Here is a 26,997-nt window from a genome sequence, read left to right on the forward strand (position 1 = left end):
CGGTCTAGGACTCTATCCGGTCGTCTTGGAGAACGTTGAATCCCCTGGCTGTCAAGGCGCTGCGCAATTCCACGCGGTCGTCGAGGGCAAGATTGACGCCTTTGACTTCCTGCCAGACCTCGTGGCCACGGCCGGCCACGAGGATGCTGTCCAGCGGGCCTGCGAGCTCCACTGCGCGTCGGATGGCCTCATCCCGGGGGAACACCTCAAGGATCTCGCAGGGCAGCGATTCGCTGTTCCGGGCCTCTTCTGCACCCACCAGGACGTCGGCGCGGATGGCGGCTGCGTCCTCGTCGTGGGGATCGTCGTCAGTGATGATGACCGTATCCGCCAGCCGGGCAGCCACGGCGCCCATGGCAGGGCGTTTGCCCTGGTCGCGTTGGCCGGTGGCACCGAAAACGACGATCAGCCGGGAGTCCGGAGACGGCGGGCGGACGGCTTCGAGGGCACGGGCCAGGGCATCGGTGTTGTGGGCGAAATCGACGACGGCGGCGGGCTGCTCGGCCACGAGTTGCATGCGTCCCGGCACTGCGACGGTAAACGGGTCGGCAATGTCCAGGGCTTCCTGAAGCACTGCGTGGTCCACACCCCCGGCGAGGACCATGATCGCCGCCAGGGCCGCGTTGGCGACGTTGAAGCTGCCGGGCAGTCCGGTGTGCAGGCGCAGTTCTGCGCCGTCGGGACCCTTGAGCGTGAACGCCGTACCGAGTCCACGGGGTGCGGTGGAGGCCACAGTCCAGTCCGCGGCCGCCTGCCCGTCCGTGCTGAGGGTGGTGACCGGGATACCGGCGGTGCCGGCAAGGCGGCGGCCCCACTCGTCGTCGACCGTCACTACCGCCCTGCGGGCGCGGGCGGGCGTAAAAAGGTCGGCTTTGGTGGCGAAGTAGTCATCCATGGTGCCGTGCAGGTCCAGGTGGTCCTGCGTCAGGTTGGTGAAGCCGGCCACGTCAAACAGCACGCCGTCCACGCGCTGGTACGAGATGGCGTGTGAGGACACCTCCATGGCTGCCGCCCCCAGTCCCCGTTCGCGCATGAGCGCAAGCAGCCCGTGCACTTCGGTGGACTCCGGTGTGGTCAGCAGGCTTGGAATGGGCTCCGTGCCGGCAAGGATCTCAATGGTGCCGATCAGTCCGGACCGGGTGCCGAGGGCGCGCAGCAATGAGTTGATGAAGTACGTGGTGGTGGTCTTGCCGTTGGTGCCGGTTACGCCAAACAGCGTGAAATCATCCTCGGCGCCATCGGTGCTGCCGTAGATGGCTGCGGACAGCGGGCCCACCACGTTGCGGGGCTTGTCCACCACGAGGACCGGAACCGGGGTGTCATTTCCCAGCGCCAGCAGGCGTGCACCGGCATCGTCTGTCAGGACAGCAACCGCACCGGCGCCCACGGCCTGCGCCACGAAATCAGCACCGTGGCGGGAAGCCCCTGGGAGGGCGACGTAGAGGTCTCCGGCTTCGACGGACCGGGAGTTCAGGGTGATTCCCGTTACCGTAACCTCGGCTGCATGCCCTGGAACCGCGACACCTACGGCGGCGCCAATGCTCTCCAACCGGACCGGTTCGACGGCGGTGGGCCGGAACCTGGCTTTGCTGGCAGGCGCGGCCGGAACGGCGCTGCTGTGGGACGGCGTGAACTCTGACAAGGAATCTCCGATGGTGCTAGTGGACCGTGCCCGGCGGTGGCCGCAGCGGGCGTTGCTGCAGCGCGGTGGCGCCGGGATGCTACTTGGCGAACTGGGGCAGCCTGGCCGGTTCGCCGGTGGAAGGCTGGACGTTGTAGGTCCGCAGTGCCTGGCTCATGACCGACCGGAAGACCGGCCCGTTGGTAATCCCGTAGATGCTGCCCTTGGGCCGCTGGAGTACCACCTCAACAATAAACCGCGGATCATCCATCGGCGCCATGCCCACCATGGAGGCGGTGTAGCCGCAGAAGCCGGACTTGCCGTCGTCGCAGGGCGATTCCGAGGTACCTGTTTTGGCCCCCACCCGGTAGCCGTCAATCGAGGCGTCCTTGATCTGGCCTTCGGTGACGGCGCTTTCCAGGATGTCCTGGACCTGCTGGGCGGTGCTGTCCGACACAACCTGGGTGGGGGGTGCTGCCGGCACCTTTTCCTCTGTTCCGTCTGCGGAAACATACGAGTCGATCAGGCGCGGCTGGAGCATCACCCCGTTGTTGGCCACTGACTGGAACGCACGGACGGTCTGGAGCGTGGACTGTGACACGCCCTGCCCGAAGAGGACGGTGAATTCCTGCCGGCCATCCCACTGGTCCGCGGGGGTGAGGATTCCGGAGGCGGTGGCGGGGAGCCCGATGTCCGGAGCCTGGCCGATGCCAAACTTCTGCAACCAGTCGTAGCGCTGTTCCTTGCTCAGGGCCTGCCCGGCCATCACGGTGCCCGTGTTCATGGAGTAGCCCAGGATGCCTGCAAGGGTGCGCTTCTCGGTTCCGTGCGAGAAAGAATCCGTGAAAGTCTGGCCATTGACCGTGTAGGAGGGCGGCAGCGTGTATTCGCTGAGCGGGTTGGCTTTGCCTTCCTCGATCAGGGCCGCCGCGGTCAGCATCTTCTCCACAGAACCCGGCTCGTAGGCCGCGGTAACAGCCCTGACACCGCGGTCCTTGGCGGCCACCAGGCCCGGGTTATTCGGGTCCGGGGAGTTGGTGTCCGCCATGGCCACCAGGTTGCCGGTCTTGACGTCCATGACGATGATGACGCCCCATTCGGCGCTGAGCTTGTCCGCCTGGCTTTGGATGGCCTGCTGCGCGAAGTACTGGAGGTCGGAGTTAATGGTGAGCTTGACGCTCTTGCCGTCCTGCGGTGCCGTCAGCTCGTCCACGCCCACCGGAATCCGGAGACCGTCCGCCCCGATTTCGAACAGGCGCTTGCCATCCGCCCCTTTGAGGAGATCGTCCTGGGTCTGTTCGATGCCGGCTTGTCCGCTGCCGCCCTCCTGCAGAAAGCCGATGATGCCGCCCGCCACTGAGCCGTTGGGGTAGACGCGCTTGCTGACGCCTTCGGTGACGATGCCGGGCACCTGGAGTTTGGAAATGCGGTCCTCGACGTCCGGCTTCACGTCCTTGGCCACGATGTAGTAGCGCGACTCGCCGGTGACAGCTTTGACGATGGCATCCTTGTCCATGCCCAGGACCGCCGCCAGCTCGGTGAGGCCCTGGTCCCGGCTGACCTCGACGAGCTTTTCCTTGCCGTCGACGTTATCCAGGCGCCGGTAGGACTCAGTCTTGGTATTGAGCTGCTGGTCCACTACCACGTTGTAGCGGATCACACTGTTGGCCAGCACCGTACCGTTGGCGTCCAGGATGCTGCCGCGCTCTGCGGGCAGGACTGTTTCGGTCATCCGCTTGTTGAGGGCCGCTTCAGCCATGCCGCCGACGTCCAGGCCCTGGACCAGGAACAGCTTTCCCCCAACCACCAGCAGGAGGGAGAGCATGATGCCCAGGCCCAGGCGCAACCGCCTGGTGGGGTTGGGCGCTTTGCCGTTCACTGCCTTACCGGTCCTCTGCGCCACTGATCTTCCTTGCTGTTCGTCCCTCGTGCCTGCCAGTCCCGCTCTTACTGTCCGGGCACCTTCTGCTGCGGTGCAGGAACTGTGCCGCCGTTCAGCTCGGCCGCGGAGGCCTGGCGGGCCGGTGCTGCCGCTGCAGGCGCCTCAGCGGCAGGAGCTGCTGCGGCGGGCGGGGTTTCTGCTGCCGGTTTGCGGCTTGCCAGGGGTTCACCCGTTGAAGCCGGCGGCACGACGATCAGCTGCCCGGGGACTGCCGGGGCAGGAATGACAGCACCTTCCGTGGCACCCTTCACTGCCGGCGTGGCCTTGCCGGTGACGGACAGCGTGGAGAGGTCGATCTGGCCCTTGACGGTTGAGGCCACCATCCCCAGGTCCTTGGCCTTGGCAGCAAGGTTCTGCGGGGCCTCGAAGTTCTGTACCTGCTGGGTGAGGTCCTGGTTCTGCTTGGTCAGCGTGCTCTGCTTGGCGCGCAGTTCCACCAGCTGGTACTGCGCAGTGGATACCGAGATATTCAGGACCAGGACTGCCACCAGGGCAACAGCGAGCATAGCGAAGCAGAGGACGACGAAAGGGGCACGCCGCTTGCGGGGCATGCTGCGCACTACGGACAGCGGGGTACGGCTCTTCCGTTCCTCGCGCTGCGCCGGATTGCCGGGAGCGGCGGGAAAGTTCTTGACGGCAGCGGTGCTCATGCAGCTCTCCTGGCTCTGATTCGTTCCGCCGCGCGAAGCCTGGCTGAGGCGGCACGGGGGTTCTCGGCGATTTCGACGGCGGTGGGCACCTCGGTGCCCTTGGTCAGGATTTTGAGTTCGGGTTTATGTTCTTCCAGTTCCACCGGAAAGCCCAGCGGCGCGGAGGACTTGGAGCGGCCCTGGAGAACTCCCTTGACGATCTTGTCCTCCAGGGAGTGGTAAGACATGACCACGATTCGTCCGCCCATGGCCAGCGCATCCACAGCGGCTGGGACGGCGCGCTCCAGGACGTCAAGCTCCTCGTTGACTTCAATCCGCAATGCCTGGAAGGTCCGCTTCGCCGGATGTCCTCCGGACTTGGCTGCTCCGGCGGGGACGACGGACCGGATCTGTTCCACCAACTCTCCGGTGGTAGTGAATGGCTTCACGCCACGGGCCGCGACGATCCGGTTCGCGATGCGGCCCGCGAACTTCTCCTCGCCCCACTTCCGGATGATCCGGACCAGCTCTTCCTCGCTGTAGGTGTTAACGACGTCAGCAGCAGTCTGGCCACGGCTTGTGTCCATCCGCATGTCCAGCGGAGCGTCGAAGGAGTAGGCAAAGCCGCGCTCCCGCTCGTCAAGCTGGAGCGACGAAACGCCGAGGTCCATCAGGATGCCGGAGATTTCGGTGACGCCGAGGTCCGCGAGAACTTCGGGGATTTCGTCGTAAACAGCGTGGACCAGATCCGTCCGTGCGCTGAACGGTGCGAGCCGTTCCCCCGCAAGGGCGAGTGCTTCCTCGTCACGGTCAATGCCGATCAGGTGAAGGTCCGGGAAACGCTGGAGCATGGCTTCGGAGTGCCCGCCCATCCCCAGCGTGGCGTCGATGACGATCGGGGCCTTGCCCTGCTGCCGCGCGGCATCAAAGCCGGGGGCCAACAAATTGATGCACCGGTCCCGCAGGACCGGCACATGGCGTTCGGACGTTGGCTTCGGTTGTTCGTTCATGCCTCGTCCCTTCTCGCCGTCGTGGTAGCTGCTTCCGCTTCCGGGATCAGATCCCCATCCGTACCTACCGTCCCGCCCGCCTGGCTCCGGGGAAGTGAGTCAGGTTGGCTGGCCGATCGGCCGGCTGGAGATCTCATCCAGGAAACTTCCTGCGTGAAACTCCTGCTTACCGCTCCGGGATTCAGAGAATGCCCGGAATGGGATCGTCCGTTTCAGAGAAGGCTGTTTCCTTCTCCGCGAGGTATTCATTCCAAGCCTGGGCGTCCCAGATCTCGGCGCGGGAGCCTGCGCCGATGACGGCCAGTTCCCTTCCGAGCCCTGCGTACTCCCGGAGCGCGGGAGGAATAGTCACGCGCCCCTGCTTGTCAGGTACCTCGTCAGAGGCCCCAGAGAGAAAGACACGGATGTAGTCACGTGCCTGCTTGGAGGAGATTGGCGCCTCCCGCATCTGCTCGTGGACCCGTGCAAATTCCTTCTCGCTGAAGACGTAGATGCAACGTTCCTGGCCCCTTGTGAGCACCAGGCCGCTTGCCAGTTCCTCACGAAACTTGGCGGGGAGAATGATCCGTCCCTTTTCGTCCAGGCGCGGCGAGTGAGTGCCCAGAAACACTGGCCCACCGCCTGTCCGATATCAGGAAATGCACATCCCCTATGTTGCAACCACCCTCTTATGCCCTCCACATTACTCCACTTTCCCCCACAGTCAACGCAAAATCGGGCGTGGTGAGCCCCTAAATTGGGATACCCGCCGCGGAATGGCGCTATTTTCAGCGGGTGGTGGGAAGTGGAGCGGATTTCCAGCGCGCGACGGAAATCCGGCGGGAGCCGTCGCGTGAGATGCGGTCAAACGCCGTTAAACAGGAAAAGACCCGCGTCAGCGGGTCTTTCTGCTGTTCCTTCCCCTGCCGGGGAGCTAAATGGAGGCTCCGAGTGGGACCCCGATTACCGGAAAGCCCTAGGGCTCACCGCGCCGGCGCTCATCCCAGCGCTCCTCGAGATTGCTCATGAAGGAACTCCGTGGCTTGCCTGGTTTGCCGGCACTGCCCTTGGCGCCATTCTTGGCTGCCGCGGAACTGCGCATCGTGGCAAAGTACACGCCGCCGCCCATGACAATAAACCCGAGGACGCCAACGAAGATGCTTTGCAGCGTCACGCCAACCAATAGCAGGAACACTCCTGCCAGGGCACCAAGGACACCGATCACCACATGCCTGGTTGACCACGAACGCCCGGGGTCCGACCCCATGGAGTTCGCAAACTTCGGGTCGTCCTCGTGAAGCTGCTTCTCCAACTGCTCAAGCAGCTTCTGTTCGTGCTCCGACAGCGGCATCACGACCTCCTTCGTAGGCCAACGTCCGGGCTGGTCCCAGAGATTACTCCTGCACCCTTAACGGCTGGTGCGCCCATTAGGTTCCCGTCTTCCCGCCTGGGCAGGAGGTTGAACCGGGCGCACAGCCGCCGGAGCGGAAGCATGTCCAAAACGGTCCGGCAGTAGTCCAATCACTCAAAAACTATGTATCTCTAAGGATAGTTTGTTGTGGTCCGTTCTGAAAGACGGCGATTTCTTTCGAGGCACGGGGACAGCCGCCTTTTGGTCCGTTTCTAACCCGCCTTTAACTGGCACCGCTCCCGGGCTCCATAAGACGGGCCGGAAGAACCGATTTGGAACCGAATTTTCGGGTGACCTCGTCCAGGACCTGCTCAGCGGCGCGCCAGTTCTCATCCCGCCGGTCGATGGTGAGCTGCACTGATGTTGTTGCTGTGTCCTCAAGCTGCTCGGCACGCACTCCCACCAGCCGGACCGGCATGGCCCGGTGCCCCACCGACTCCAGCAACTGGACCGCCACCGCATAGATCAGCTGTGCACTGTCAACGGGAGCCTGCAGCGTGCGGCTGCGGGTGATGGTGGAAAAGTCTGCGAAACGCAGTTTCAAGGCCACAGTCCTTGCCACCATGCCGGAGCTTCGCAGGCGTCCGGCCGTGCGGTGGGACAACCGAAGGAGTTCCCGGTGGAGGAGGGCGTCATCGGATGTGTCGACCGCGAAAGTCTCCTCCGCTCCGATGCTCTTTTCCAGCCGCACGGGCGTAACCGGCCTGGGGTCGATGCCCCAGGAGAGCCGGTGTACGTGCTCACCACCGGCGCCGAGCAACCGCCGGAGGGTGGAGACGGGAGTGGCAGCCACATCCGCCACCGTCCGGATTCCCATCCGTGCCAGGACTTCAGCTGTCTTTGCTCCCACGCCCCACAGCGCACCCACGGGCAGGCTGTGCAAGTAGGGCACGGTTTGTTCGGGGCCAATAAGCAGCAGGCCGTCCGGTTTGCAGCGGGTGGAGGCGATCTTTGCCACGAACTTCGATTCGGCGATGCCCACAGATGCCGTAATGCCAAGCTCGGCGGCAACCCGGCGCCGAATGAGTTCACCAATGCCCCTGGGAGGGCCAAGCCTGCGGATCGCTCCGGTGACGTCAAGGAAGGCTTCATCCACGCTGAGTGGCTCCACCAGTTCAGTCACCGATTCGAAGATTGCCATCAGCTGGGCCGAGACTTCGTAGTACAGCTTGTGCCGCGGTTCGATGATGACGGCCTGCGGGCACATCCGGGCGGCGACGGCCATGGGCATGGCTGATTTGACGCCGAAAGCACGTGCCTCATAGGAGCCGGACAAGACCACTGAGCGCTCCCCCGGAAAGCCGACGATCACTGGCTTGCCGCGAAGTTCGGGGCGTGTCCGCAGTTCGACTGAGACGAAGAAAGCGTCCATGTCCACGTGCATGATGCACTTCCGCCTGCCGCCCGGAAGGCGTGCTGCGGCTGGCTGGTTTCTTGCGTCGGGCCCCACGGCTGCAATCCTATCCGTAGGTACTGACTAAACTGGAGGCTGAATCCGGCATCAACACCAGGAGGAAAGTCCCTGTGACGGTCATTGGAAACTTCAAACCGGCCGGCCTGGCCGTTCTTGCCGCAGGTGCGGCACTGGCCCTGGCAGCCTGCAGCCCGGCCCCGTCACCGGCCCAGCCGTCACCGTCCTCCCCCGCCACTGCGCCGGCCACTGCGCAGGCAACCACTACTGCGTCGGCCAGCCCCAGCGCCTCCCCCAGCACTTCGGCCACCGTGGGGGCGCTTGTTGAAGGCTTCCCGCAGCAACTCCTCCCCCTGATGCCGAACGCGACGGTTGTCTCCAGCAGCTTTGACAAGTCGTCTGCGCCCGCAACCGCCGCGCTGGTGGCGACGGTCGCCGGTCCCACGTCCGCCGTCGTCGACTTCTACACGAAGGCGCTGGAAGCGCAGGGCTTCAAGGCGGTACCCGGGGACTCCGTGGGTGCGGTGGCCTCCAAGGACTTTGTCCGAGGCGACAGTGAGACGGTCAACCTGTCGGTAGTTGAGGCATCCGGAGTGGCTACCTTCACCATTGGCGCCAACGTGGCTGCTGAGTCCGCCAAGTGACCGGCGCCGAGCAGCTAAGGAACGAACAGGCCGACTTTGTGGCCTCGGTGGCCGGGGAATTGACCGGTTTCCTCACCTCCCGCCAAGGGATCATGTCCGGCATCTCGCCCGACATCGACCCCATCATGGGTTCAATATCGAATCTCGTCACCGGCGGAAAGCGGCTGCGCGCCCTGATGTGCTACTGGGGCTGGCGCGGGGCGGGCGGAGACGCCGGCGCCGCTGAGGTGGTGACGGCAGGTGCCGCGCTCGAACTCTTCCAGGCCGCCGCCCTGATCCATGACGACATCATCGACCGCTCGGATACCCGCCGGGGCGGACCCAGCGTCCACCGCAGGTTCAGCCAACTCCACGAGGCCCAGGGCTGGGCCCTGGACAGCGGGCGGTTCGGGCAGGCAGCAGCCATCCTCGCCGGCGACCTGTGCCTTTCCTTCAGCGAAGAGGCATTTACGGATATCGGAGAACGGGCGGCGTCGGGCAGCCGGGCACGGCTGATCTTTAATCTCATGCGGGCCGAAGTCATGGCGGGGCAGTACCTGGACATCCTGGAAGAGGTGGCCGGGCCGGTCCGCGACCGCGCAGGCGCCGTCAGCCGGGCCCAGTCGATCATCAGGTTCAAGAGCGCCAAGTACTCCACGGAGCACCCCCTGGCGCTGGGCGGTGCCCTGGCCGGTGCCACGAACGACCTGCTGCGGGGGTATTCAGCGTTCGCCCTCCCGCTGGGCGAGGCCTTCCAGCTCCGCGATGACGTCCTCGGCGTTTTCGGCGACCCCCTCACCACGGGGAAACCGGCCGGAGATGACTTGCGCGAAGGCAAGCGCACCGTGCTCGTGGCATTGGCCTTGGACCAGGCATCTCCGGCCGAGTCCGCTTTCATCGACTCCAGGCTGGGGAGCCCGGAGCTGGACGACGGGGACGTCCAGGAGATCCGCCGCATCATCGAAGAATCGGGGGCGCTCCAGGCCACTGAGGTGCTGATTGGGGAGTACGGCAACGCGGCCTACGAGGCCCTGGAGGCGCTGCAGCTGGATGAACTGCCAAAGACCGCGCTCAGGAGGCTGGCCGAAGCTACCGTCAGCCGGGCCTCCTGAGGACAGCAGTTACCAGGCCAGGGTCTGGGCCCTGCGCCGGATCTCGGTCTTCCGTCCCTCACGCAGGGCGTCAATCGGCCGGCCGCGGAGTGACTCATCCGGGGTGAACAACCACGCGATCAGGTCTTCGTCGGAGTAGCCGGCGTCGGCCAGGACCACAATGGTGCCTTTAAGGCTCTCCACTACCTGGCCGTCCTGGAGGAATTCAGCAGGGACTGAGCGGATATTCCGTTCGCCCACACGCGCGGCCACGAGGGCGCGCTCATCAATCAGGCCATGGACCCTGGTAATGGAAACATTCAGTAATTGGGCGACATCGGGGAGGGGCAACCATTCGCCCACGAGGTTTTCTACGTTACTCACGGAATCAAGGTTGCCACGGTGCGTGTCCCGGCGCCTAGTCGCTTCACCCACCCAATACTCCTGACCTGCGGACACTCCGAAATTCTTCCTTACGGCAAAAGTGCGAATTCTTGTGCTAACTGCGAATTCATGAGAGATTCTCACTGTTCACTCTAGTAACAAACATCACTCGAGTAACAGTAGTATCAAGCATTAACGCGGCACCCCGTCCGCTCCCCGCAGTTGAGAAGAGGATTCCTTACATGACGATGTCCCGCTCGCCGAAGCAACCCCCCAGGCCGAGCTTGCCGATGATTGCTGCGACGACGGCGGCACTGCCGGCGGTTGTCCTGTCGTCCCTGGCCCTCGCACAGCCGGCCACCGCCCAACAGCCGGCCAAACCGCTCCCCGCGACCCTGGCCGCAGCTATTAATGCGCAGGCAGCCGCCAAGGCTTCTGCCACGATCGTTCCGGCCTCATCTGTTTCCACCACTATTCCGGCGGCCTTCAGGCCCGCGCAGAATTCCGCGCCTGCCGAATATACAGTCGCCCGCGGCGACACCATCAGCGCCATCGCAGGAAAATTCAACCTGAACACCGGGGAAGTGCTCAGGCTGAACAATCTGCAGGCGAACACCATCATTTACCCGGGTCAGAAGATCAAGCTGTCCGGCAGTCCTGCCCCGGCAGCCCCGGCCCCCGCCGCACCGGCCGCTGCCCCGGCTCCTGCCGCTGGCGCAACCTACACCGTGAAGCCAGGGGACACGCTGGGCGCTATCGCCGCCCGGCACAACGTCAGCCTGGGAGATGTCTTCAGCTGGAACAACCTCAACATGAGGTCCATCATCTATCCGGGCCAAAAGATCAAGGTGGGCGCCGGCTCGCAGGCACCTGCGGCCGCAACGGCACCGGCGGCCTCACTCGCCAACACGTCAGCCCCGCAGGCACCGGCGGCCGGCTCCTACACCGTAAAGGTGGGCGACACCCTGTCAGCCATCGCATCGCGCCATGGGGTGAAGCTGCCCGAGCTCCTGTCCGCAAACGGGCTGAACCTCGGCTCCATCATCTACCCGGGCAATAAACTGAAAGTCCCCGGCTCCGGCTCGCAACCTGCTGCTGCGCAGCCGTCAGCGCCCGCCGCTCCGCTGGTACCGAGTTCCTTCCTCGGGTTCACCTATCCGCCGGCGGTGGTGAGCTCCGCCAACGAGAACAAGGCACTGCTGAATGCTTCCCCGGTCCCCTCCCGGGCCGAGATGCAGAACATCGTGGCGGACACCGCCCGCCGCATGGGTGTTGAGCCTTCACTGGCTCTGGCGTTCGCCTACCAGGAGTCCGGTTTCAACCAGCGCGCGGTCTCCCCCGCCAACGCCATCGGGACCATGCAGGTCATTCCCAGCTCCGGCCAGTGGGCCTCGGACCTGGTGGGCCGCAAACTGAACCTGCTTGATCCGTACGACAACGCCACGGCAGGTGTTGCCATCATCCGCCAGCTCCTTGCTACCAGCAAGGATCGGGACACGGCCATCGCAGGCTACTACCAGGGCCAGTATTCGGTCAGCAAGTACGGGATGTACGACGACACCAAAGCCTACGTGGCGGCCATCAAGGCACACCAGAAGAACTTCGGCTAAAGCCTTGGCCGGCCCGTATGACGGTGCCGGCAACTGCTGATGGAACGGGTTCGGGCCGGTTGAAGGCCCGGACCCGTTCCATTGCAACTAGGATCGGAGGGTGCAGGAAAACGTGTCTGACCCCCTTGTAGGAACGCTGGTGGATAACCGCTACGCCATCAGGTCCAAGCTGGCGCGGGGCGGCATGTCCACTGTGTACCTTGCCGAGGACCAGCGGCTGGAACGTGACGTAGCCCTGAAAGTGCTGCATCCCCACTTCTCCGCCGACGAAAGCTTTTTGGGCAGGCTGGGCCGTGAAGCCAAGGCCGCCGCGAAGCTGTCCCATCCCCACGTGGTGGGTGTCCTCGACCAGGGCAATGACGGCCACACGACGTACCTGGTCATGGAGTACATCAAGGGACACACCCTGCGGGACGTCATGACTGACAAGGGCGCACTGCCGCCACGATTGGCGCTGGCCCTGATAGATCCGGTGGTGGAAGGCCTGGCGGCTGCGCACGCCGCCGGTTTCATCCACCGGGACGTCAAACCCGAGAACGTCCTGATCGCCGACGACGGCCGGATCAAGGTGGGCGACTTTGGCCTTGCCCGGGCCGTGACGACGTCCACCAGCAGCGGAGCGCTGATTGGAACGGTTGCCTACCTCTCCCCCGAGTTGGTGCTGGGCCGGCCCGCAGATGCCCGCAGTGACGTGTACTCCGTTGGCATCATGCTTTATGAAATGCTGACCGGTAAACAGCCCTTTGGCGGCGACGTACCCATCCAGGTGGCCTACCAGCACGTCAACAGCACGGTGGGTCCCCCATCCGTGCTCGTTCCGGGCCTCGCAGCTGAAGTGGATGAACTGGTGCAGTGGTGCACTGCGAACGATCCCGAGAACCGCCCGGTTGACGGTAGCGCACTGCTGCAGGAACTGCGCCACATCCGCACCAACCTGACAGATGCCGAACTCGACCTGCAGCCACCGGCAGCACTGGGAGCCCCACTTCACGGCCTGCCCGGGCCCACGGGGCGGCCGGGCGCAGCTGATTCCGCCAGCGGGCCCAGCCACACCGAGTTCATCCCGCACATCAGCAACCAAACATCCGTCATGCCCGCCGGCCGTCCGGTGCAGCCTCCCTACCAGCCCGCAGGCCACGCCACGGCCGCCCGCAACCCGACGGCGGCACCCCGCACCGGCCACACCCTCACCCCACCGGGCGAGGACGACAGTCCCGCCTGGGCCCCGGCTCCCCCCGCACTGAGCAAGCGAGCCCAGCGCAAGGCAGACAAAGACGAGGAGAAGGAACGGGCACGGGCTGCCGCAACACCGGCCCGGAGCCTGCGTGAGGGCAGCCCCCGGCGGAGGGGTATTCTGTGGATTATCGTCCTGGTCATTGCTGCGCTGCTTGCCACTGGAGCGGGCTGGTTCTTCGGGATGGGTCCGGGCGCGGCGGCAGCCATCCCGGCGGTGGCCAACAGGACCGTAGCGGAGGCCCAGCAACTGCTGAGCGATGCAGGATTCCGTTCGACCACCAGCGACGTCTTCGATGATGCCGTCCCCAGCGGCCGGGTAGTAGGAAGCGACCCACAGGCAGGGGCGGAGATCCGCAAGTTCCAGCCGGTTTCGCTGCTCGTATCGAAGGGCCCACAGCTTTTCCCCCTGCCGCAACTGACGGCCGGCTCCCTCGACGAGGCCAAAAGCGCCCTCAACGCCGCTGGGATGGCGCTCGGCAAAGTAACCGAACAGTTTGATGAAGGGGCGCCGGCAGGGACTGTGCTCTCCCAGGATCCCGCCGCGGGCACTCCTGCCCGCCGGGGCACCGCTGTGGCCATGGTTGTCTCGAAGGGACCCGAGCCCATTGCCGTTCCCTCGGTGGTGGGGAAGGCTGAAAACCAGGCCGTTGACGCCATCGAGGCCGCAGGCCTGAAGGCGGAGGTCGCCAAGGACGAGGTCTTCGACCGGAAGGTCCCTGAAGGGGCCGTCGTCAGTCAAAGTCCTGCCAACGGAACGCTGACCCGCGGCGGAACGGTAACCCTGACCATTTCGAAGGGGCCCCGGATGGTGGAGGTCCCAAGCTTCATCGGCAAGCAGGCCGGGGATGCCGAACAAGCACTGCGGAAGCTCGGATTCGAAGTCCGGCTCAACAAGGTCCTTGGCGGATTCTTCGGCACCGTCAGGGATCAGGATCCCGTGGACACGGAAGTTCCCGAAGGGTCCGTCATCACCCTGACAGTGGTGTAGAACGCCTCGGAAGTGCAAGAGGCGCGGCCCGGATGACCCGGGCCGCGCCTTCTGGCACGGTCTTTTGAAGCTGCCGTCAGTTCTTGGCGAGTGCCCCGGCCACCAGGAAGGCCATTTCGAGTGACTGCATGTGGTTCAGGCGGGGATCGCAGACGGACTCGTAACGGTCCAGGAACGCGTCCTGGTCGATCGGGTCCGCACCGCCCAGGCACTCCGCAACGTCGTCGCCGGTCATCTCGGCGTGCAGGCCGCCCGGTACGGTGCCCAGGGCGTGGTGCACCTCGAAGAAGCCGCGCACCTCGTCGATGACGTCGTCGAAATTGCGGGTCTTGTAACCGTTCGGTGAGGTGACGGTGTTGCCGTGCATGGGGTCGGTGACCCACAGGACCTGGGCGCCGGATGCCGTGACCTTTTCGACGACGGCGGGCAGCTTTTCACGGATGTTGCCGGCTCCCATGCGGGTGATGAAGGTCAGGCGGCCCGGTTCGCGTTCCGGGTCCAGCTTGTCGATGAGCCGCAGGGCGTCATCGCCGGTGGTGGACGGTCCAAGTTTCACACCGATGGGGTTGCGCACGCGCGACAGGAAGTCGACGTGGGCGTGGTCGAGCTCGCGGGTCCGCTCCCCGATCCACAGGAAGTGTGCCGACGTGTCGTAGGGGAAGCCCGTCCGCGAGTCGATCCGGGTCAGAGCGCGTTCGTAGTCAAGCAGCAGGGCTTCGTGGCTGGCGAAGAACTCCACGCGCTTGAGGGCCTCGAAGTCCGCGCCGCAGGAATCCATGAACTTGATGGCGCGGTCGATGTCCCTCGCCAGGGATTCGTAGCGGGCGTGCGCGGGGTTCTCGGTGAAGCCCTTGTTCCACTGGTGGACGGACCGGAGGTCGGCAAAACCACCCTGTGTGAAGGCGCGGATGAGGTTCAGGGTGGACGCGGAAGTGTGGTAGGCCCGCAGCATCCGGGACGCGTCGTGGCCCCGGGACTCGGGGGTGAATTCGTATCCGTTGACGATGTCACCCCGGTAAGCCGGAAGAGTCACGCCGTCCCGGGTTTCGTCATTGGAGGAACGGGGCTTGGCGAACTGCCCTGCCATCCGGCCCATCTTGATCACAGGCATGGCCGCGCCGTAGGTCAGTACCACCGCCATCTGGAGGATGGTCTTCACCCGGGCGCTGATCTTGTCCGCAGTGGCGGCCTCAAAGGTCTCCGCGCAGTCGCCGCCCTGAAGGAGGAATGCCTTGCCCTGCGCTGCTGCGGCCAGGCGCTCCCGGAGCACGTCCACTTCGCCGGCGAACACCAGCGGCGGCAGCACCGAAAGCTCCTTCACGGAGGCATCGAACACCTCCCTGTCCTGCCAGCTGGGCTGCTGGGAAATGGGCAGCTCGCGCCAGTCGTCAAGTCCGGGATAGGTGGCGGCGCCGCTCTGGGAGTTGCCGGACAGCGGAAAGGCGGGGTTTGCAGATAGCTGAGTCACCATCTAAGACTATCGTCCGCGCAGGTCGGCTGGACACCGTGCCGTCACGGTTCCCGGCCCTTGCGTCACAACGGACGGACGGCACCGGGCGGCCATCAGCCAGGCACACGATCAGCGTGCCACGGGCTCCCCGCCGGAGTCGTCTCCGCGGGCTGGCGGCGAGGCCAGGGGCTCCGCTGAGGCGGCAGCCTCGCCGGGCTTGCCGGCGAGGCGCAGCTTAACCACGGCAGCGTATTCGTCCACGTATTCCTGCCCGGACAGCCGCTGCAGTTCCAGCATGATGCGGTCCGCCACAATCCGCTGGGTGCCACGGTCCTCGGCCTGGACCTCGTAGCTGCTGAAGTCAAGCGGTTCACCGAAGATCATGCCGATCCGCCGGATGTTGGGGAGCCGCTTTCCGATGGGTTGCACCTTGTCCGTGCCGATCATCGCTACGGGAATGACAGGGACCCCGGCCTGGAGGGCCAGCCTGGCGACACCCACCTTGCCCCGGTACAGCTTGGAATCGGGACTCCTGGTTCCTTCCGGGTAAATCCCCAAGAGCCCACCGTGGGTCAGTACGTCCATGCCGGCGCTGAGGGAGGCGGCAGAGGCTGCGCCGCCGGACCTGTCCATGGGCAACTGGTTGGTGAGCCGAAAGAAGAGCGCTGTCAGGCGGCCCTTGATTCCGGTGCCGGTGAAGTATTCGGACTTGGCCAGGAAAACCACCGGGCGGCGGACCATTAATGGCATGAAGATCGAGTCGGAAAAGGACAGGTGGTTCGAAGCGATAATCGCGGCGCCCTCGGCCGGAATGTTGTCCAGGCCCTTCACCCAGGGGCGGAAAAGAAGCTTCAGAACAGGACCGAGGAAGATCCTCTTCATGACCCAATAAAACACGCGGTGAACCTCTCGGAAGGTCGGCCCCAGGCTCCGCTCCGGGCCTGTCTCAGCAGTTCAGATGCAACCCTACTCTAGTGAGATTTATCCGGAACAGTGACACGATGTAGGCATGACTGAAAGCAGCACGCCGCCCCGCCCCGCCGCCTACAGTTATCCCGGCCATGGTCCCAATGCGGACATCGGCATCGCCATTTGCCACGGCTTCACGGGCAGCCCGCTCAGCGTACTGCCGTGGGCGGAGCATCTCGCCGCCCAGGGCTACGCGGTGACCGTGCCCTTGCTGCCTGGCCACGGAACGGACTGGCGGCAACTTGCGCAGACGGGGTGGCGCGACTGGTTCGGCAGTTTCGAGGCCGCCTACCTCGATCTGTCCGCCAGGACATCCACCTGTTTCGTGGCCGGCCTGTCCATGGGCGGCGCAGTGGCCCTGCTGACCGCCGCCAGGCACAAGACCGCCGGCGTGAGCATCGTCAACCCCGGCCTGAGCTTCTATGACCGGCGCGTCCGGGTCATCGGGCTGCTGAAGTACTTCCAGCGCACCACCATCCCCATTCCGGAAGAACACTCGACGGCGCCGGCCACGGAGGACGGCGACTACTCGCGGACACCCCTGGCAGCCGTGCACGAACTCAAGAAGCTGTTCAACGCAACGCTCCGGGAGCTGCCCGCGGTCACTGCACCGGTGCAGGTCTTCAAATCCGTGACCGATGAGGTGGTACCGCCCACCTCCCTGGAACTGCTGAGGGCACGGCTGCGTGACAGGGTGTCGGAGGTGGTTGAACTTGCGGGCAGCGGCCACGTGGCTACGCTGGACGTGGACGCGCCGGAAATCTTCGCCCGATCCAGCGAGTTCTTCCGCGACCATTCCCGCCAATCCAGCCCCTCGGAGACCCCATGACTGCCGGCCCGGACCACAGTCCCTTCAGCAGTGCCACCAGCGGCACCGGGCCGCGCGCCGGTGTCGTGCTCTCGCATGGGTTCACGGGCAGCCCGCACAGCCTGCGCGGCTGGGCGCAGGCGCTTGCAGGGGCCGGCTTCGCGGTCCGGATGCCGCTCCTGCCCGGCCATGGCACCAGCTGGCAGGAACTGTCCCGCACGCGGTGGCAACAATGGCACGGCGCCCTGGATGATGCGTTCCTGGAACTCGATGCCGAATGCGAGCACGTTTTTGCTGCCGGGCTAAGCATGGGCGGCGCCCTTGCGCTGCGGGTCGCCGCCACGCGGCCGGTAGCCGGCGTGGTCCTGGTGAACCCCGGGCTGGTGATTGATGACCCGCGCGCTCCGTTGGCGGGCATCCTGAAGCTGGTCATGAAAAGCACCCCCGCCATCGCCAACGACATCCTGAAGGCTGGTATCGATGAAGGTGCCTATCCACGCACGCCCGTCGCCGCAGCCCACGAACTGAACAAGATGTTCAAGGACACCGCCCGACTGCTTCCCCGAATAACGGCACCGGTGCAGGTCTACCGGTCCACCGTGGACCACGTGGTGTCGGATACGAGTATTTCCGTCCTGCGCCGCGGCCTGACTCATGCGCCGCTGGAGCTGGTCCGGCTGGAGAACAGCTACCACGTGGCCACCATGGACAATGACGCCGAACAGATATTCCAGGGTTCGGTGGATTTCATCCGGGGCGTGCTTGCTGCGTTGGCGCCCGGCGCAGCGGCCCCAGTACCCGGGTCCGGGGAGGCCGGAAATGAACAGGCCTGATTCCGGATCCGCGGACCAGGGCGCCAACCAGGACGACGCCGTCTGGCTCGACCTGGTGGCACGGCTGGAGTCGGACACTCCGCCGCCGGAACGCAACGTGCCGGATACTGTTGCCAGACCGGCCCCGCCGGCCACCTTCCGCGACTTTGATCCCCTCAACTTGTCCGGCGCCGCACCCGTGGAACGTTCGGCCGCCGAGCGCAAGGACAGCCAACGCGGAGAGCCCGGCGATGACGGTACGCCGGAGGCTCCACCGGCCGGCCCGCGCGACTATGGCGTTGAGGACGAGGGAGACGACTTCGTGCCGGAAGAGCCACCCAGCCTTTCGGGGACAGACCCCCTGACCATGCTGGCCTGGCTGGCCGCGGTGGGCGGGCCCATTGCGCTGCTGCTGTCCACGATGTTCTGGCGGTCGGCGCCCGTGCTGGCCATATGGGGCATCGTCGCTGCATTCGTTGCCGGCACGGTGTACCTCATCATGAAGCTTCCGCAGGAGAAGGACGAGGACGACGACGGCGCCCGGGTCTGAGCGGTCAGCTGCGGACCCGGCTGCTGACGCGGGAGAGGTCGGCGGCACCGATCAGGCCGGCGTTGGGTCCAAGGTGGGCCAACTGGATACCGGCGGCCGGCCGGAACCCACGGCCAGTCAGGTTCCTGGCGAATGCCTTCCTGGCGGGCTCCACCAGGAGATCGCCTGCTGAACACAGCCCTCCGCCGATAACGAAGAGTCCCGGATCGAGGGCGGCGGCCAGGTTGGCAAGCCCCAGGCCGAGCCACTCCCCCACCTCTTCGATCAGTTCGCGCGATGCTGTATCTCCGGCGAGGGCGAGTTCGGTGACGATGGCACCGGTAATGGTCTCAGCACGGCCACCGACGGCAGCCAGCAGGTCCTGGGCCACGGGCGAATTGCTGCTGGCAAGGATCCTCGCTTCGCGGCCGAGGGCGTTGCCGGAGGCATACTGCTCCCAGCAGCCACGGTTGCCGCATTCGCAGCGGTGGCCTCCGGGCATGATGACCTGGTGGCCAAACTCGCCGGCCACGCCGAAGCGGCCACGTTCCACCCTGCCGTCCATCACCATGGCCCCACCGATTCCGGTGCCGAGGGTGATGCATACGAGGCGGCTTTCCCCTTGGCCGGCGCCGAACCGCCACTCGGCCCACGCGGCGGCATCGGCGTCGTTGGCCAGCAGTACCGGACGCCGAAGGAGCTGCTGGAGGTTTGCGCGCAGGGGCTCGTTCCGCCAGGCGAGGTGGGGGCTGAAAAGGACGGTGCCGCCGTCGAGGTCCATCCAGCCGGCGGCGCCGATGCCCACCGAACGGATCCGCCGCCCGTTGCCGAGCTCTTCGACCAGCTCCACGATGACCCGTTCCACAGCCCGGGGATCAGTCCCTGGCGTGCTGCGGCGGGCTTCGCTGAGGATCCGGCCTTCCTCGTCCACAACACCTGCCGCCACCTTGGTGCCGCCGATGTCGATGCCAATCGCCAGTCCCCGGCGTCCCAGGCGTGCCCGCCCCCGGGATCCTTTTCCCTGCCCTAAGGCGGCGCGGTACGGGGCGGACCGCCGCTTCCACGGCGCGGATCGACGGAGGTGGCCGGCCTGGTCGCCGGAGGGCGGTGCGTACATAGTCCCCAATTCTAGGCTTGCGGCCGGACCGCCCAAGCCGGGGCGCGCTGGTTCCGGCTCCGTCCGTGCGGCATTGACGGCTAAGTTACTGGCCAGTAACTTTAGATACAGCACTGTCCTGCGGCGGCATACTAGGCTTGTGGCATGCCCCCTGCGCGGGACGACGGATATCAAAGGAGCTATAGTGCGCCAGTTCAGTGTTCCGCCCCTTGTTGTTGTTCCACCGGAGACCAACATCACAGACCTGCTGCTGCGGCAGGCCACAAAGGCCAGCAACCCGGCACTGTTTTCCCGCCTTGACGCATCCGGCTCCTGGCAGAATGTGTCCGCCACCGAATTCCTGGCCGACGTCAGTGCCCTGGCGAAGGGCTTGATGGCCAGTGGCGTGGGCGCCGGCGACCGGGTGGGAATCATGTCCCGGACCCGCTACGAATGGTCCCTGGTGGACTTCGCCATTTGGTTTGCCGGTGCCATCTCGGTCCCGATCTATGAAACCTCGTCCCCGTCACAGGTGGCCTGGAACCTTGGGGACTCCGGGGCCGTTGCCGCGTTCGGTGAATCCGCGCACCACGAAAACATCATCCTGCAGGCCGTCAACGCCGAAGGCCTCACCGATCTGAAGCACGTCTGGCAGCTGGAAGGCGCCGGCCTGGATGCCCTCCGCGAGGCCGGGCGTGGCGTCAGCGACGACGAACTCGAGACGCGGCGGAGTGCTGCCGGCCTCGCCGATACCGCCACCATCATCTACACGTCCGGCACCACCGGGCGGCCCAAGGGTTGCGAACTGACGCACGGGAACTTCGTGGAGCTCTCGGACAACGCCCTGGCCATCATCGGCGAAATCGTGCACGAGGACGCCAAGACCATCATGTTCCTTCCGCTGGCCCACGTCTTCGCACGGTTCATTTCCGTCCTGGCCATGGCTGCCGGGACCACGGTGGCGCACACGCCGGACATCAAGAACCTGCTCGCGGACCTGCAGAGCTACGAGCCCACCTTCATCCTGGCCGTGCCGCGGGTCTTCGAGAAGGTCTACAACTCGGCCATGACCAAGGCGGAGGACGGCGGCAAGGGTGCCATCTTCCACCGGGCCGCCGATACCGCTATCGCGTACTCGAAAGCACGCCAGGAAGGCCGCATCGGGTTGGGCCTCAAGCTCCGCCATGCACTCTTCGACAAGCTGGTGTACGGCAAGCTGCGCGCTGCGATGGGCGGTCACGTGGCCCACGCCGTGTCCGGCGGCGGCCCGCTCGGCGAACGCCTGGGCCACTTCTTCCAGGGCATCGGCCTGCAGGTACTCGAAGGGTACGGCCTCACCGAAACCACGGCCCCCATCTCGGTCAACACACCGTCGCGGATCAAGATCGGGTCCGTGGGCAAGCCGCTGCCCGGCAACGCCGTGAAGATCGCCGAGGACGGCGAAATCCTCACCCAGGGCGTCTGCGTGATGCGCGGCTACTACAAGCGCGACGACCTTACCGAGGACACGTTCGACGACGGCTGGTTCCGTACCGGGGACATCGGCAGGCTCGACGAGGACGGGTTTGTCTGGATCACCGGCCGCAAGAAGGAGATCATCGTGACGGCCGGCGGCAAGAACGTGATCCCCGCCCTCCTGGAGGACCAGATCCGGGCCGACGCCTTGGTCTCGCAGGTCCTCGTGGTGGGTGACAACCGCCCGTTCATCGGCGCCCTGGTCACCCTGGACCAGGAGGCGCTGCCGGGCTGGCTCCAACGGCACGGACTCCCGGCGGGCACGTCACTGGAGGAGGCAGCGGAGAACCCTGTGGTCAAGGCAGCTGTGCAGGACCTGATCACTGCTGCCAACGGGTCTGTGTCCCAGGCGGAGGCCATCAAGTCATTCCGGATCGTCCCGGCGGATTTCACGGAGGCGTCCGGGCACCTGACACCGTCCATGAAGGTAAAGCGGGCACAGGTGATGAAAGATTTCGAGACCGTTATCGAGGAGATGTACTCGGCACCCCGCTCCTGATGCAAGCACTGCTGCACAGTTGAACAAAAAGGTCCTCCCGGCTGCTGCCGGGAGGACCTTTTCATTGCCTTGCCTGATGGACGGGGCTACTGCTCCACAACCAGGAGCAGGTCTCCGCCCTGCACCTGCTCCACCGCGGAGATGGCGAGCCTGCCCACCTTGCCGCCCACCGGCGTCGTAATGGATGCTTCCATCTTCATCGCCTCGATGGTGGCCACGGTATCACCGGCATTCACGGTGTCACCGGCCTTCACCGTGATCGTGACCGCGCCTGCGAACGGTGCGGCAACGTGGCCGGGCTGGGCCGGGTCCGCCTTCTCCGCTGCCTTGACGTTGCTGACCACCGAACGGTCCCGCACCATGACCGGCCGGGACTGGCCGTTCAGGGTGCACATGACGGTGCGCATGCCCTTTTCGTCAGGTTCGGAGACAGCTTCCAGGGAAGCAATCAGCCGGACACCGCGTTCGAGTTCGATCTCGTGCTCGGCCCCCCGCTGGAAACCGTAGAGGTAGTCGCGGGTGTCGAGGACGGAGATGTTGCCGTACGTCTCAACGCTCTTCAGGTAATCCTTGGTGGGTCCGTCGAAGAGCAGCCGGTTCAGGGTGTGCTGGCGGGTCTTGGAATCGGACTTGAGCGCGGCGCTGTCCTCGGCGCTGAGCTCGACGTCGCGGACCTTGATGCTGCGTCCCTGGAGTGCCTTGGTGCGGAACGGCTCCGGCCACCCTCCGGGAGGGTCGCCGAGTTCGCCGGACAGGAATCCGATCACGGAATCGGGGATGTCATAGTTTTGCGGGTTCTCATTGAAGTCCGCAGGATCGGCGTTGAGGCCCACCAGGTGCAGGGCGAGGTCGCCCACCACCTTTGACGATGGGGTGACCTTGACCAGGTGCCCCAGGATCCGGTCGGCCGCCGTGTACATGTCTTCGATGGCTTCGAACCGCTCGCCCAGGCCCAGCGCAATGGCCTGTTGGCGGAGGTTGGAAAGCTGGCCACCGGGAATCTCATGCTTGTATACCCGGCCGGTGGGGCCCGGCAGGCCCGATTCGAAGGGTGCGTAGACCCGGCGGATGGCTTCCCAGTATGGTTCCAGGGAGCTGACGGCGTCCAGGCTGAGGCCGGTATCGCGGGGCGTGTGCGCCAGCGCCGCCACCAGGGCCGATGCCGACACCTGGCTGGTGGTGCCGGCCAGGGAGGCCGACGCTACGTCCACGGCATCCACGCCGGCGTCCACGGCCGCGAGCAGGGTTGCCAGCTGGCCGCCCGCCGTGTCGTGGGTGTGCAGGTGGACGGGAAGGTCGAAGCGTTCCCGCAGCGCGGCCACCAGCTTGGCAGCTGCAGCGGGCCGCAGCAGGCCGGCCATGTCCTTGATCGCCAGGATGTGGGCGCCGGCGTCGACGATTTTCTGGGCGAGTTCAAGGTAGTAGTCCAGCGTGTAGAGCTTCTCCGCCGGGTCCAGCAGGTCGCCGGTGTAGCACAGTGCCACTTCGGCGACTGCTGTGCCCGTGGCGCGGACCGCCCGGATGGCGGGGGCCATCTGGTTGACGTCGTTCAGGGCGTCGAAGATCCGGAAGATGTCGATGCCGGTGGCTGCTGCCTCATTGACGAAGGCTTCGGTGACTTCCTCGGGGTACGGGGTGTAACCGACGGTGTTGCGGCCGCGGAGGAGCATCTGGATACAAACATTCGGCAAGGCCTCGCGAAGTGCTGCGAGGCGTTCCCACGGATCTTCGCCAAGGAAACGGAGCGCGACGTCATAGGTTGCCCCGCCCCAGGCTTCGACGGACAGCAGTTCCGGCATCAGGGCGCTGACTGCCGGGCCGGCAGCAACGAGGTCACGGGTGCGGACCCGGGTGGCAAGCAGCGACTGGTGGGCATCGCGGAAAGTGGTGTCCGTGACTGCAACAGCGGTTTGCCCGCGCAGCGCCTTGGCAAAGCCTTCCGGCCCGAGCTCACGCAGTTTCTGGCGGGAGCCCGGCACTGCCTGCTGGCCCTTGACCGACGGCAGCTTCTCCGCCGGGTCCGAGTGGACTGTCAGTTCGCCGTTGGGCTTGTTGACCGTGACGTCGGCCAGCCACGTCAGCAGCTTGGTGCCACGGTCAGCCGACACCCGCGCCTTCAGCAGCTGGGGGCGCTGGTCGATGAAGTTGGTGGCGACGTCGCCGGCGATGAAGTCGGGGTCGTCCAACACGGCCTGGAGGAAGGGGATGTTGGTGGACACGCCGCGGATGCGGAACTCGGCAAGGGACCGGCGGGCTCGGGCCACGGCGGCGGGGTAGTCCCGGCCGCGGCAGGTGAGCTTGACCAGCATGGAGTCGAAGTGCGGGCTGATCTCGGCGCCGGAGTACACCGTTCCGCCGTCAAGCCTCACGCCGGCACCGCCCGCGGAGCGGTAGCCGGTGATCTTTCCGACGTCGGGCCGGAAGCCGTTGGACGGGTCCTCGGTGGTGATGCGGCTCTGCAGGGCAGCACCCTTGAGGTGGACGGTCTCCTGGGAGAGCCCCAGGTCGGCAAGTGTCTCGCCGGAGGCAATGCGCATCTGGGCCTGGACGAGGTCCACGTCCGTGACTTCCTCGGTGACCGTGTGCTCCACCTGGATGCGCGGATTCATCTCAATGAAGACGTGCTGGCCGGCCCGCTCGCCTTCGGTGTCCACCAGGAACTCGACGGTGCCCGCGTTGACGTAGTTCAGCGCCTGCGCGAACTTAACGGCGTCGCGGTACAGGGCCTGGCGGATGTTTTCGTCCAGGTTCGGCGCCGGGGCGATCTCGATGACCTTCTGGTGCCGCCGCTGGATGGAACAGTCCCGCTCGAAAAGGTGCATGACGTTGCCCTCGGCGTCAGCGAGGATCTGCACCTCGATGTGGCGGGGGCGCAGGACGGCCTGCTCCAGGAACATGGTGGGGTCGCCGAAGGCGGCGTCCGCTTCACGCATGGCCGATTTCAGGGCCTCGGGAAGTGCTTCACGGGTGTCCACCCGCCGCATGCCACGGCCGCCACCGCCGGCCACTGCCTTCGCAAAGATGGGGAAGCCGATCTCATCGGCGGCGGCAAGCAGTTCGTCCAGGTCCTTGGACGGCTCACTGGACTTCAGCACCGGCACGCCTGCCTCGCGGGCCGCCTTCAGTGCGGCCACCTTGTTTCCGGCAAGTTCAAGGACTTCGGCCGGCGGACCCACGAACGTGATGCCCGCTTCCTTGGCCGCGCGGGCCAGGTCCGGGTTTTCTGAGAGGAAGCCGTACCCGGGGTAAATGGCGTCAGCGCCGGACTCCTTGGCCACCCGCACAACCTCGGCGACGTCCAGGTATGCCCGGACGGGATGCCCTTCCTCGCCAATCAGGTAAGCCTCGTCCGCTTTCTGCCGGTGGATCGAGTTTCGGTCCTCATGGGGAAAAACGGCAACGGTCTTTGCGCCCAGCTCGTAGCCGGCGCGGAAGGCCCTGATCGCGATTTCGCCGCGGTTGGCCACCAGAACTTTGGAAAACATACTTCTCCTGCATCATTGCGGGTGGATCGGTGAGTGGTCACAGTGTCTAGGACCCACAAGGACAAACACAAATCTTTGTGTCAGCCATCACAGATTTCCCCGTCATGTCCTGATCGGTTTGTGCCGGGCCGTCCTGATCAGCCCCGGCTGCACCGCCAGTGCCATGCCGAGCGCCCATAAAGCAGGATTCACCGCGGCATCCACATATGATGAGTAGGGCGGCAGGACCGTCCGGCTTCGGTTCCGCCGGAGCAAACATTACCCCCAACACGGCATCCGGCGTTAGGTTTTGGTTTCTCAAGTGCAAGTAGTCAGCATCAGCAGCCTTAAGGGTGGAGTCGGCAAGACTTCCGTCACCACAGGATTGGCGTCTGCGGCGCTGGCCGCGGGAATCAAGACGCTTGTGGTGGACCTCGATCCCCATGCCGACGCCACCACGGCCCTGGGCGTGCAGCCCGGCGAGCAGCTTGATATCGGACGGATGCTCAAGAGCCCCCGCCGCGCAAAGCTCGCCGAGAACGTGGTGCGGAGCAATTGGAGCGCCCGCGCCCACTCAAACGGTTCCGGCCCCGCTGTCCTGGATGTCGCCGTTGGCTCCGCCTACACGGGGATCTACGACCGCCCGGACCTTGGGCGCCGCGACCTTCGCCGGCTCACTGCGGTCCTGGCCGGTGCCGGGAACTACCAGCTGGTGCTGATCGACTGCCCGCCGTCACTCAACGGCCTAACCCGGATGGCGTGGTCCGCCAGCGACAAGGTGGCACTTGTGGCCGAACCCGGGCTCTTCTCGGTGGCGGGCACGGAACGCACCATGCGCGCCATCCAGCTCTTCAAGCAGGAGTTCGCCCCCAACCTTTCTCCGGCAGGCATCGTCGCCAACCGGGTGCGGACCGGCTCGTCCGAGCACACCTACCGGCTGGCCGAGATGGAGTCGATGTTTGGCGAGCTGCTGCTCAGCCCACGGATCCCGGAGCAGGCCAACTGGCAACAGATCCAGGGCGCAGCGCACCCGGTGCACCACTGGCCGGGCGACTCCGCCAAATCCGCTGCCGCCCTGTTCGATGAGCTGCTGGCCAACCTGATGGCTGCGGGCAGCGGCCTGCGCAACCGGGCACGCTAGGGACAAACCTTAACGAAAAGGGGCCGCACTCCTCCGGGAGGAGTGCGGCCCCTTTTCGTTGGCTTGGAGGTCAGCTGATCTTGCGCGCGGCCCGCCGTTTGCTGAGCTCGTCGTCAGGGAACGTCTGTTCGGCGGCGTGCTCGCTTGGCAGGGACGCCAGGCTGCCCTCCACCTCGCGCCATACGCGGCCCACTGCGATGCCGAAGACGCCCTGGCCGCCTTGGACGAGGTCAATGACTTCGTCGGCGGAGGTGCATTCGTAAACGCTGGCGCCGTCGCTCATCAGGGTGATCTGGGCGAGATCCTCCACGCCCCGTTCACGCAGGTGCTCCACGGCGGTACGGATCTGCTGGAGGGAAACTCCGGTGTCAAGGAGACGCTTGACCACCTTGAGGACAAGGATGTCCCGGAAACCGTAGAGGCGCTGCGAACCGGATCCAGCCGCGCCGCGTACGGCCGGCTCCACCAGTCCGGTCCGGGCCCAGTAGTCGAGCTGCCGGTAAGTGATGCCTGCCGCCTTGCACGCAGTGGGGCCGCGGTAGCCGGCGTCCTCGTCCAGGACAGGGAGGTCTTCGGTAAAGAGGAGGCCCTGGGCACCGCTTACGGGTACGGCGGCACCGGCCGTGGGCTGCTTCAGCCCGCCTGCTTCACCTTTAGGACTCACCTGGATCCTCCTTGTCGTACGCTCCCGGGAACAACTGCAGCAGCGTGGGCATGAAGACCATGCATGTAATTCTCGCGGGGCGCACTTTCCAGTGTGACTTGCGCGGCTGCCGTAA

22 protein-coding genes are annotated in these 26,997 nt (G+C 65.5%); 9 read left to right on the plus strand and 13 right to left on the minus strand.

Annotated features, from left to right (window positions below):
* Positions 1–4: 4 nt before the first annotated feature.
* The 7 genes from UC32_RS17160 to dinB form a co-directional block, all read right to left on the minus strand.
* Positions 5–1,642: a UDP-N-acetylmuramoyl-L-alanyl-D-glutamate--2,6-diaminopimelate ligase gene (locus tag UC32_RS17160; protein WP_045732407.1), complete on the minus strand. Its 1,638-nt coding sequence runs from the start codon at positions 1,640–1,642 to the stop codon at positions 5–7.
* A 79-nt stretch (positions 1,643–1,721) separates the two neighbouring features.
* The gene (locus UC32_RS17165) at positions 1,722–3,524 is read right to left on the minus strand and encodes a peptidoglycan D,D-transpeptidase FtsI family protein (RefSeq protein ID WP_045732408.1); all 1,803 of its coding nucleotides are present in this window, start codon (positions 3,522–3,524) and stop codon (positions 1,722–1,724) included.
* Positions 3,525–3,568: 44 nt separating this feature from the next.
* Positions 3,569–4,213, minus strand: coding sequence for a hypothetical protein (locus tag UC32_RS17170; RefSeq protein ID WP_045732409.1), 645 nt, complete (start codon positions 4,211–4,213; stop codon positions 3,569–3,571).
* On the minus strand, positions 4,210–5,202 hold the full coding sequence (rsmH, locus tag UC32_RS17175) for a 16S rRNA (cytosine(1402)-N(4))-methyltransferase RsmH (RefSeq protein WP_045732410.1): 993 nt from the start codon (positions 5,200–5,202) through the stop codon (positions 4,210–4,212). The genes UC32_RS17170 and rsmH overlap by 4 nt, the downstream gene beginning before the upstream one ends.
* A 181-nt stretch (positions 5,203–5,383) precedes the next feature.
* Positions 5,384–5,812, minus strand: a complete 429-nt coding sequence (gene mraZ, locus UC32_RS17180; RefSeq protein WP_009358613.1) for a division/cell wall cluster transcriptional repressor MraZ — start codon at positions 5,810–5,812, stop codon at positions 5,384–5,386.
* A gap of 345 nt (positions 5,813–6,157) precedes the next feature.
* Positions 6,158–6,532, minus strand: a complete 375-nt coding sequence (locus tag UC32_RS17185; RefSeq protein ID WP_045732411.1) for a DUF3040 domain-containing protein — start codon at positions 6,530–6,532, stop codon at positions 6,158–6,160.
* A gap of 283 nt (positions 6,533–6,815) precedes the next feature.
* Complete coding sequence (gene dinB / locus UC32_RS17190; protein ID WP_152642655.1) at positions 6,816–7,976, minus strand: DNA polymerase IV; 1,161 nt, start codon at positions 7,974–7,976, stop codon at positions 6,816–6,818.
* A 140-nt stretch (positions 7,977–8,116) separates the two neighbouring features.
* Here dinB and UC32_RS17195 point away from each other — a divergent pair, with 140 nt between their 5' ends.
* Complete coding sequence (locus UC32_RS17195) at positions 8,117–8,647, plus strand: hypothetical protein (protein ID WP_045732413.1); 531 nt, start codon at positions 8,117–8,119, stop codon at positions 8,645–8,647.
* Positions 8,644–9,738, plus strand: a complete 1,095-nt coding sequence (locus tag UC32_RS17200; protein ID WP_045732414.1) for a polyprenyl synthetase family protein — start codon at positions 8,644–8,646, stop codon at positions 9,736–9,738. Before UC32_RS17195 ends, UC32_RS17200 begins: the two co-directional genes overlap by 4 nt.
* A gap of 9 nt (positions 9,739–9,747) precedes the next feature.
* Here UC32_RS17200 and UC32_RS17205 read toward each other — a convergent pair whose 3' ends face one another.
* Positions 9,748–10,101: an Rv2175c family DNA-binding protein gene (locus tag UC32_RS17205; RefSeq protein WP_045732415.1), complete on the minus strand. Its 354-nt coding sequence runs from the start codon at positions 10,099–10,101 to the stop codon at positions 9,748–9,750.
* Between the two features lie 242 nt (positions 10,102–10,343).
* Here UC32_RS17205 and UC32_RS17210 point away from each other — a divergent pair, with 242 nt between their 5' ends.
* Entirely contained in the window at positions 10,344–11,711 is a 1,368-nt protein-coding gene (locus tag UC32_RS17210) for a LysM peptidoglycan-binding domain-containing protein (RefSeq protein WP_045732416.1), read from the plus strand.
* Between the two features lie 100 nt (positions 11,712–11,811).
* A complete protein-coding gene (locus tag UC32_RS17215; protein ID WP_045732417.1) occupies positions 11,812–13,935 on the plus strand; it encodes a Stk1 family PASTA domain-containing Ser/Thr kinase in 2,124 nt (707 codons plus the stop codon).
* A 76-nt stretch (positions 13,936–14,011) separates the two neighbouring features.
* Here UC32_RS17215 and UC32_RS17220 read toward each other — a convergent pair whose 3' ends face one another.
* Entirely contained in the window at positions 14,012–15,406 is a 1,395-nt protein-coding gene (locus tag UC32_RS17220) for a class II 3-deoxy-7-phosphoheptulonate synthase (protein WP_015936763.1), read from the minus strand.
* Between the two features lie 108 nt (positions 15,407–15,514).
* A complete protein-coding gene (locus UC32_RS17225; protein ID WP_045732418.1) occupies positions 15,515–16,282 on the minus strand; it encodes a lysophospholipid acyltransferase family protein in 768 nt (255 codons plus the stop codon).
* A gap of 112 nt (positions 16,283–16,394) precedes the next feature.
* Between UC32_RS17225 and UC32_RS17230 the strand changes: the two genes are divergently transcribed.
* Genes UC32_RS17230 through UC32_RS17240 form a run of 3 tightly spaced genes read left to right on the plus strand, consistent with a single transcriptional unit; the run spans position 16,395 to position 18,524 of the window.
* On the plus strand, positions 16,395–17,183 hold the full coding sequence (locus UC32_RS17230; RefSeq protein ID WP_045732419.1) for an alpha/beta hydrolase: 789 nt from the start codon (positions 16,395–16,397) through the stop codon (positions 17,181–17,183).
* Complete coding sequence (locus UC32_RS17235) at positions 17,180–17,995, plus strand: alpha/beta hydrolase (protein ID WP_045732420.1); 816 nt, start codon at positions 17,180–17,182, stop codon at positions 17,993–17,995. The genes UC32_RS17230 and UC32_RS17235 overlap by 4 nt, the downstream gene beginning before the upstream one ends.
* Complete coding sequence (locus tag UC32_RS17240; RefSeq protein ID WP_045732421.1) at positions 17,982–18,524, plus strand: hypothetical protein; 543 nt, start codon at positions 17,982–17,984, stop codon at positions 18,522–18,524. The genes UC32_RS17235 and UC32_RS17240 overlap by 14 nt, the downstream gene beginning before the upstream one ends.
* Before the next feature lie 4 nt (positions 18,525–18,528).
* Here the strand turns inward: UC32_RS17240 and UC32_RS17245 are convergent, their stop codons facing one another.
* Positions 18,529–19,620, minus strand: coding sequence for an ROK family glucokinase (locus UC32_RS17245; protein WP_045732422.1), 1,092 nt, complete (start codon positions 19,618–19,620; stop codon positions 18,529–18,531).
* 184 nt (positions 19,621–19,804) lie between these two features.
* On the opposite strand from UC32_RS17245, the gene UC32_RS17250 reads away from it, so the two are divergent.
* Positions 19,805–21,613, plus strand: a complete 1,809-nt coding sequence (locus UC32_RS17250) for an AMP-dependent synthetase/ligase (RefSeq protein ID WP_045732423.1) — start codon at positions 19,805–19,807, stop codon at positions 21,611–21,613.
* Positions 21,614–21,699: 86 nt separating this feature from the next.
* On the opposite strand, the gene UC32_RS17255 is transcribed toward UC32_RS17250, so the two are convergent.
* Positions 21,700–25,098, minus strand: coding sequence for a pyruvate carboxylase (locus UC32_RS17255; RefSeq protein WP_045732424.1), 3,399 nt, complete (start codon positions 25,096–25,098; stop codon positions 21,700–21,702).
* A gap of 301 nt (positions 25,099–25,399) precedes the next feature.
* On the opposite strand from UC32_RS17255, the gene UC32_RS17260 reads away from it, so the two are divergent.
* The gene (locus UC32_RS17260) at positions 25,400–26,218 is read left to right on the plus strand and encodes a ParA family protein (RefSeq protein ID WP_045732425.1); all 819 of its coding nucleotides are present in this window, start codon (positions 25,400–25,402) and stop codon (positions 26,216–26,218) included.
* 70 nt (positions 26,219–26,288) lie between these two features.
* On the opposite strand, the gene UC32_RS17265 is transcribed toward UC32_RS17260, so the two are convergent.
* Positions 26,289–26,882, minus strand: a complete 594-nt coding sequence (locus tag UC32_RS17265) for a MerR family transcriptional regulator (RefSeq protein ID WP_045732426.1) — start codon at positions 26,880–26,882, stop codon at positions 26,289–26,291.
* Positions 26,883–26,997: the final 115 nt, after the last annotated feature.

This window comes from Pseudarthrobacter chlorophenolicus, from assembly GCF_000962805.1.
Classification (GTDB): domain Bacteria; phylum Actinomycetota; class Actinomycetes; order Actinomycetales; family Micrococcaceae; genus Arthrobacter; species Arthrobacter chlorophenolicus_A.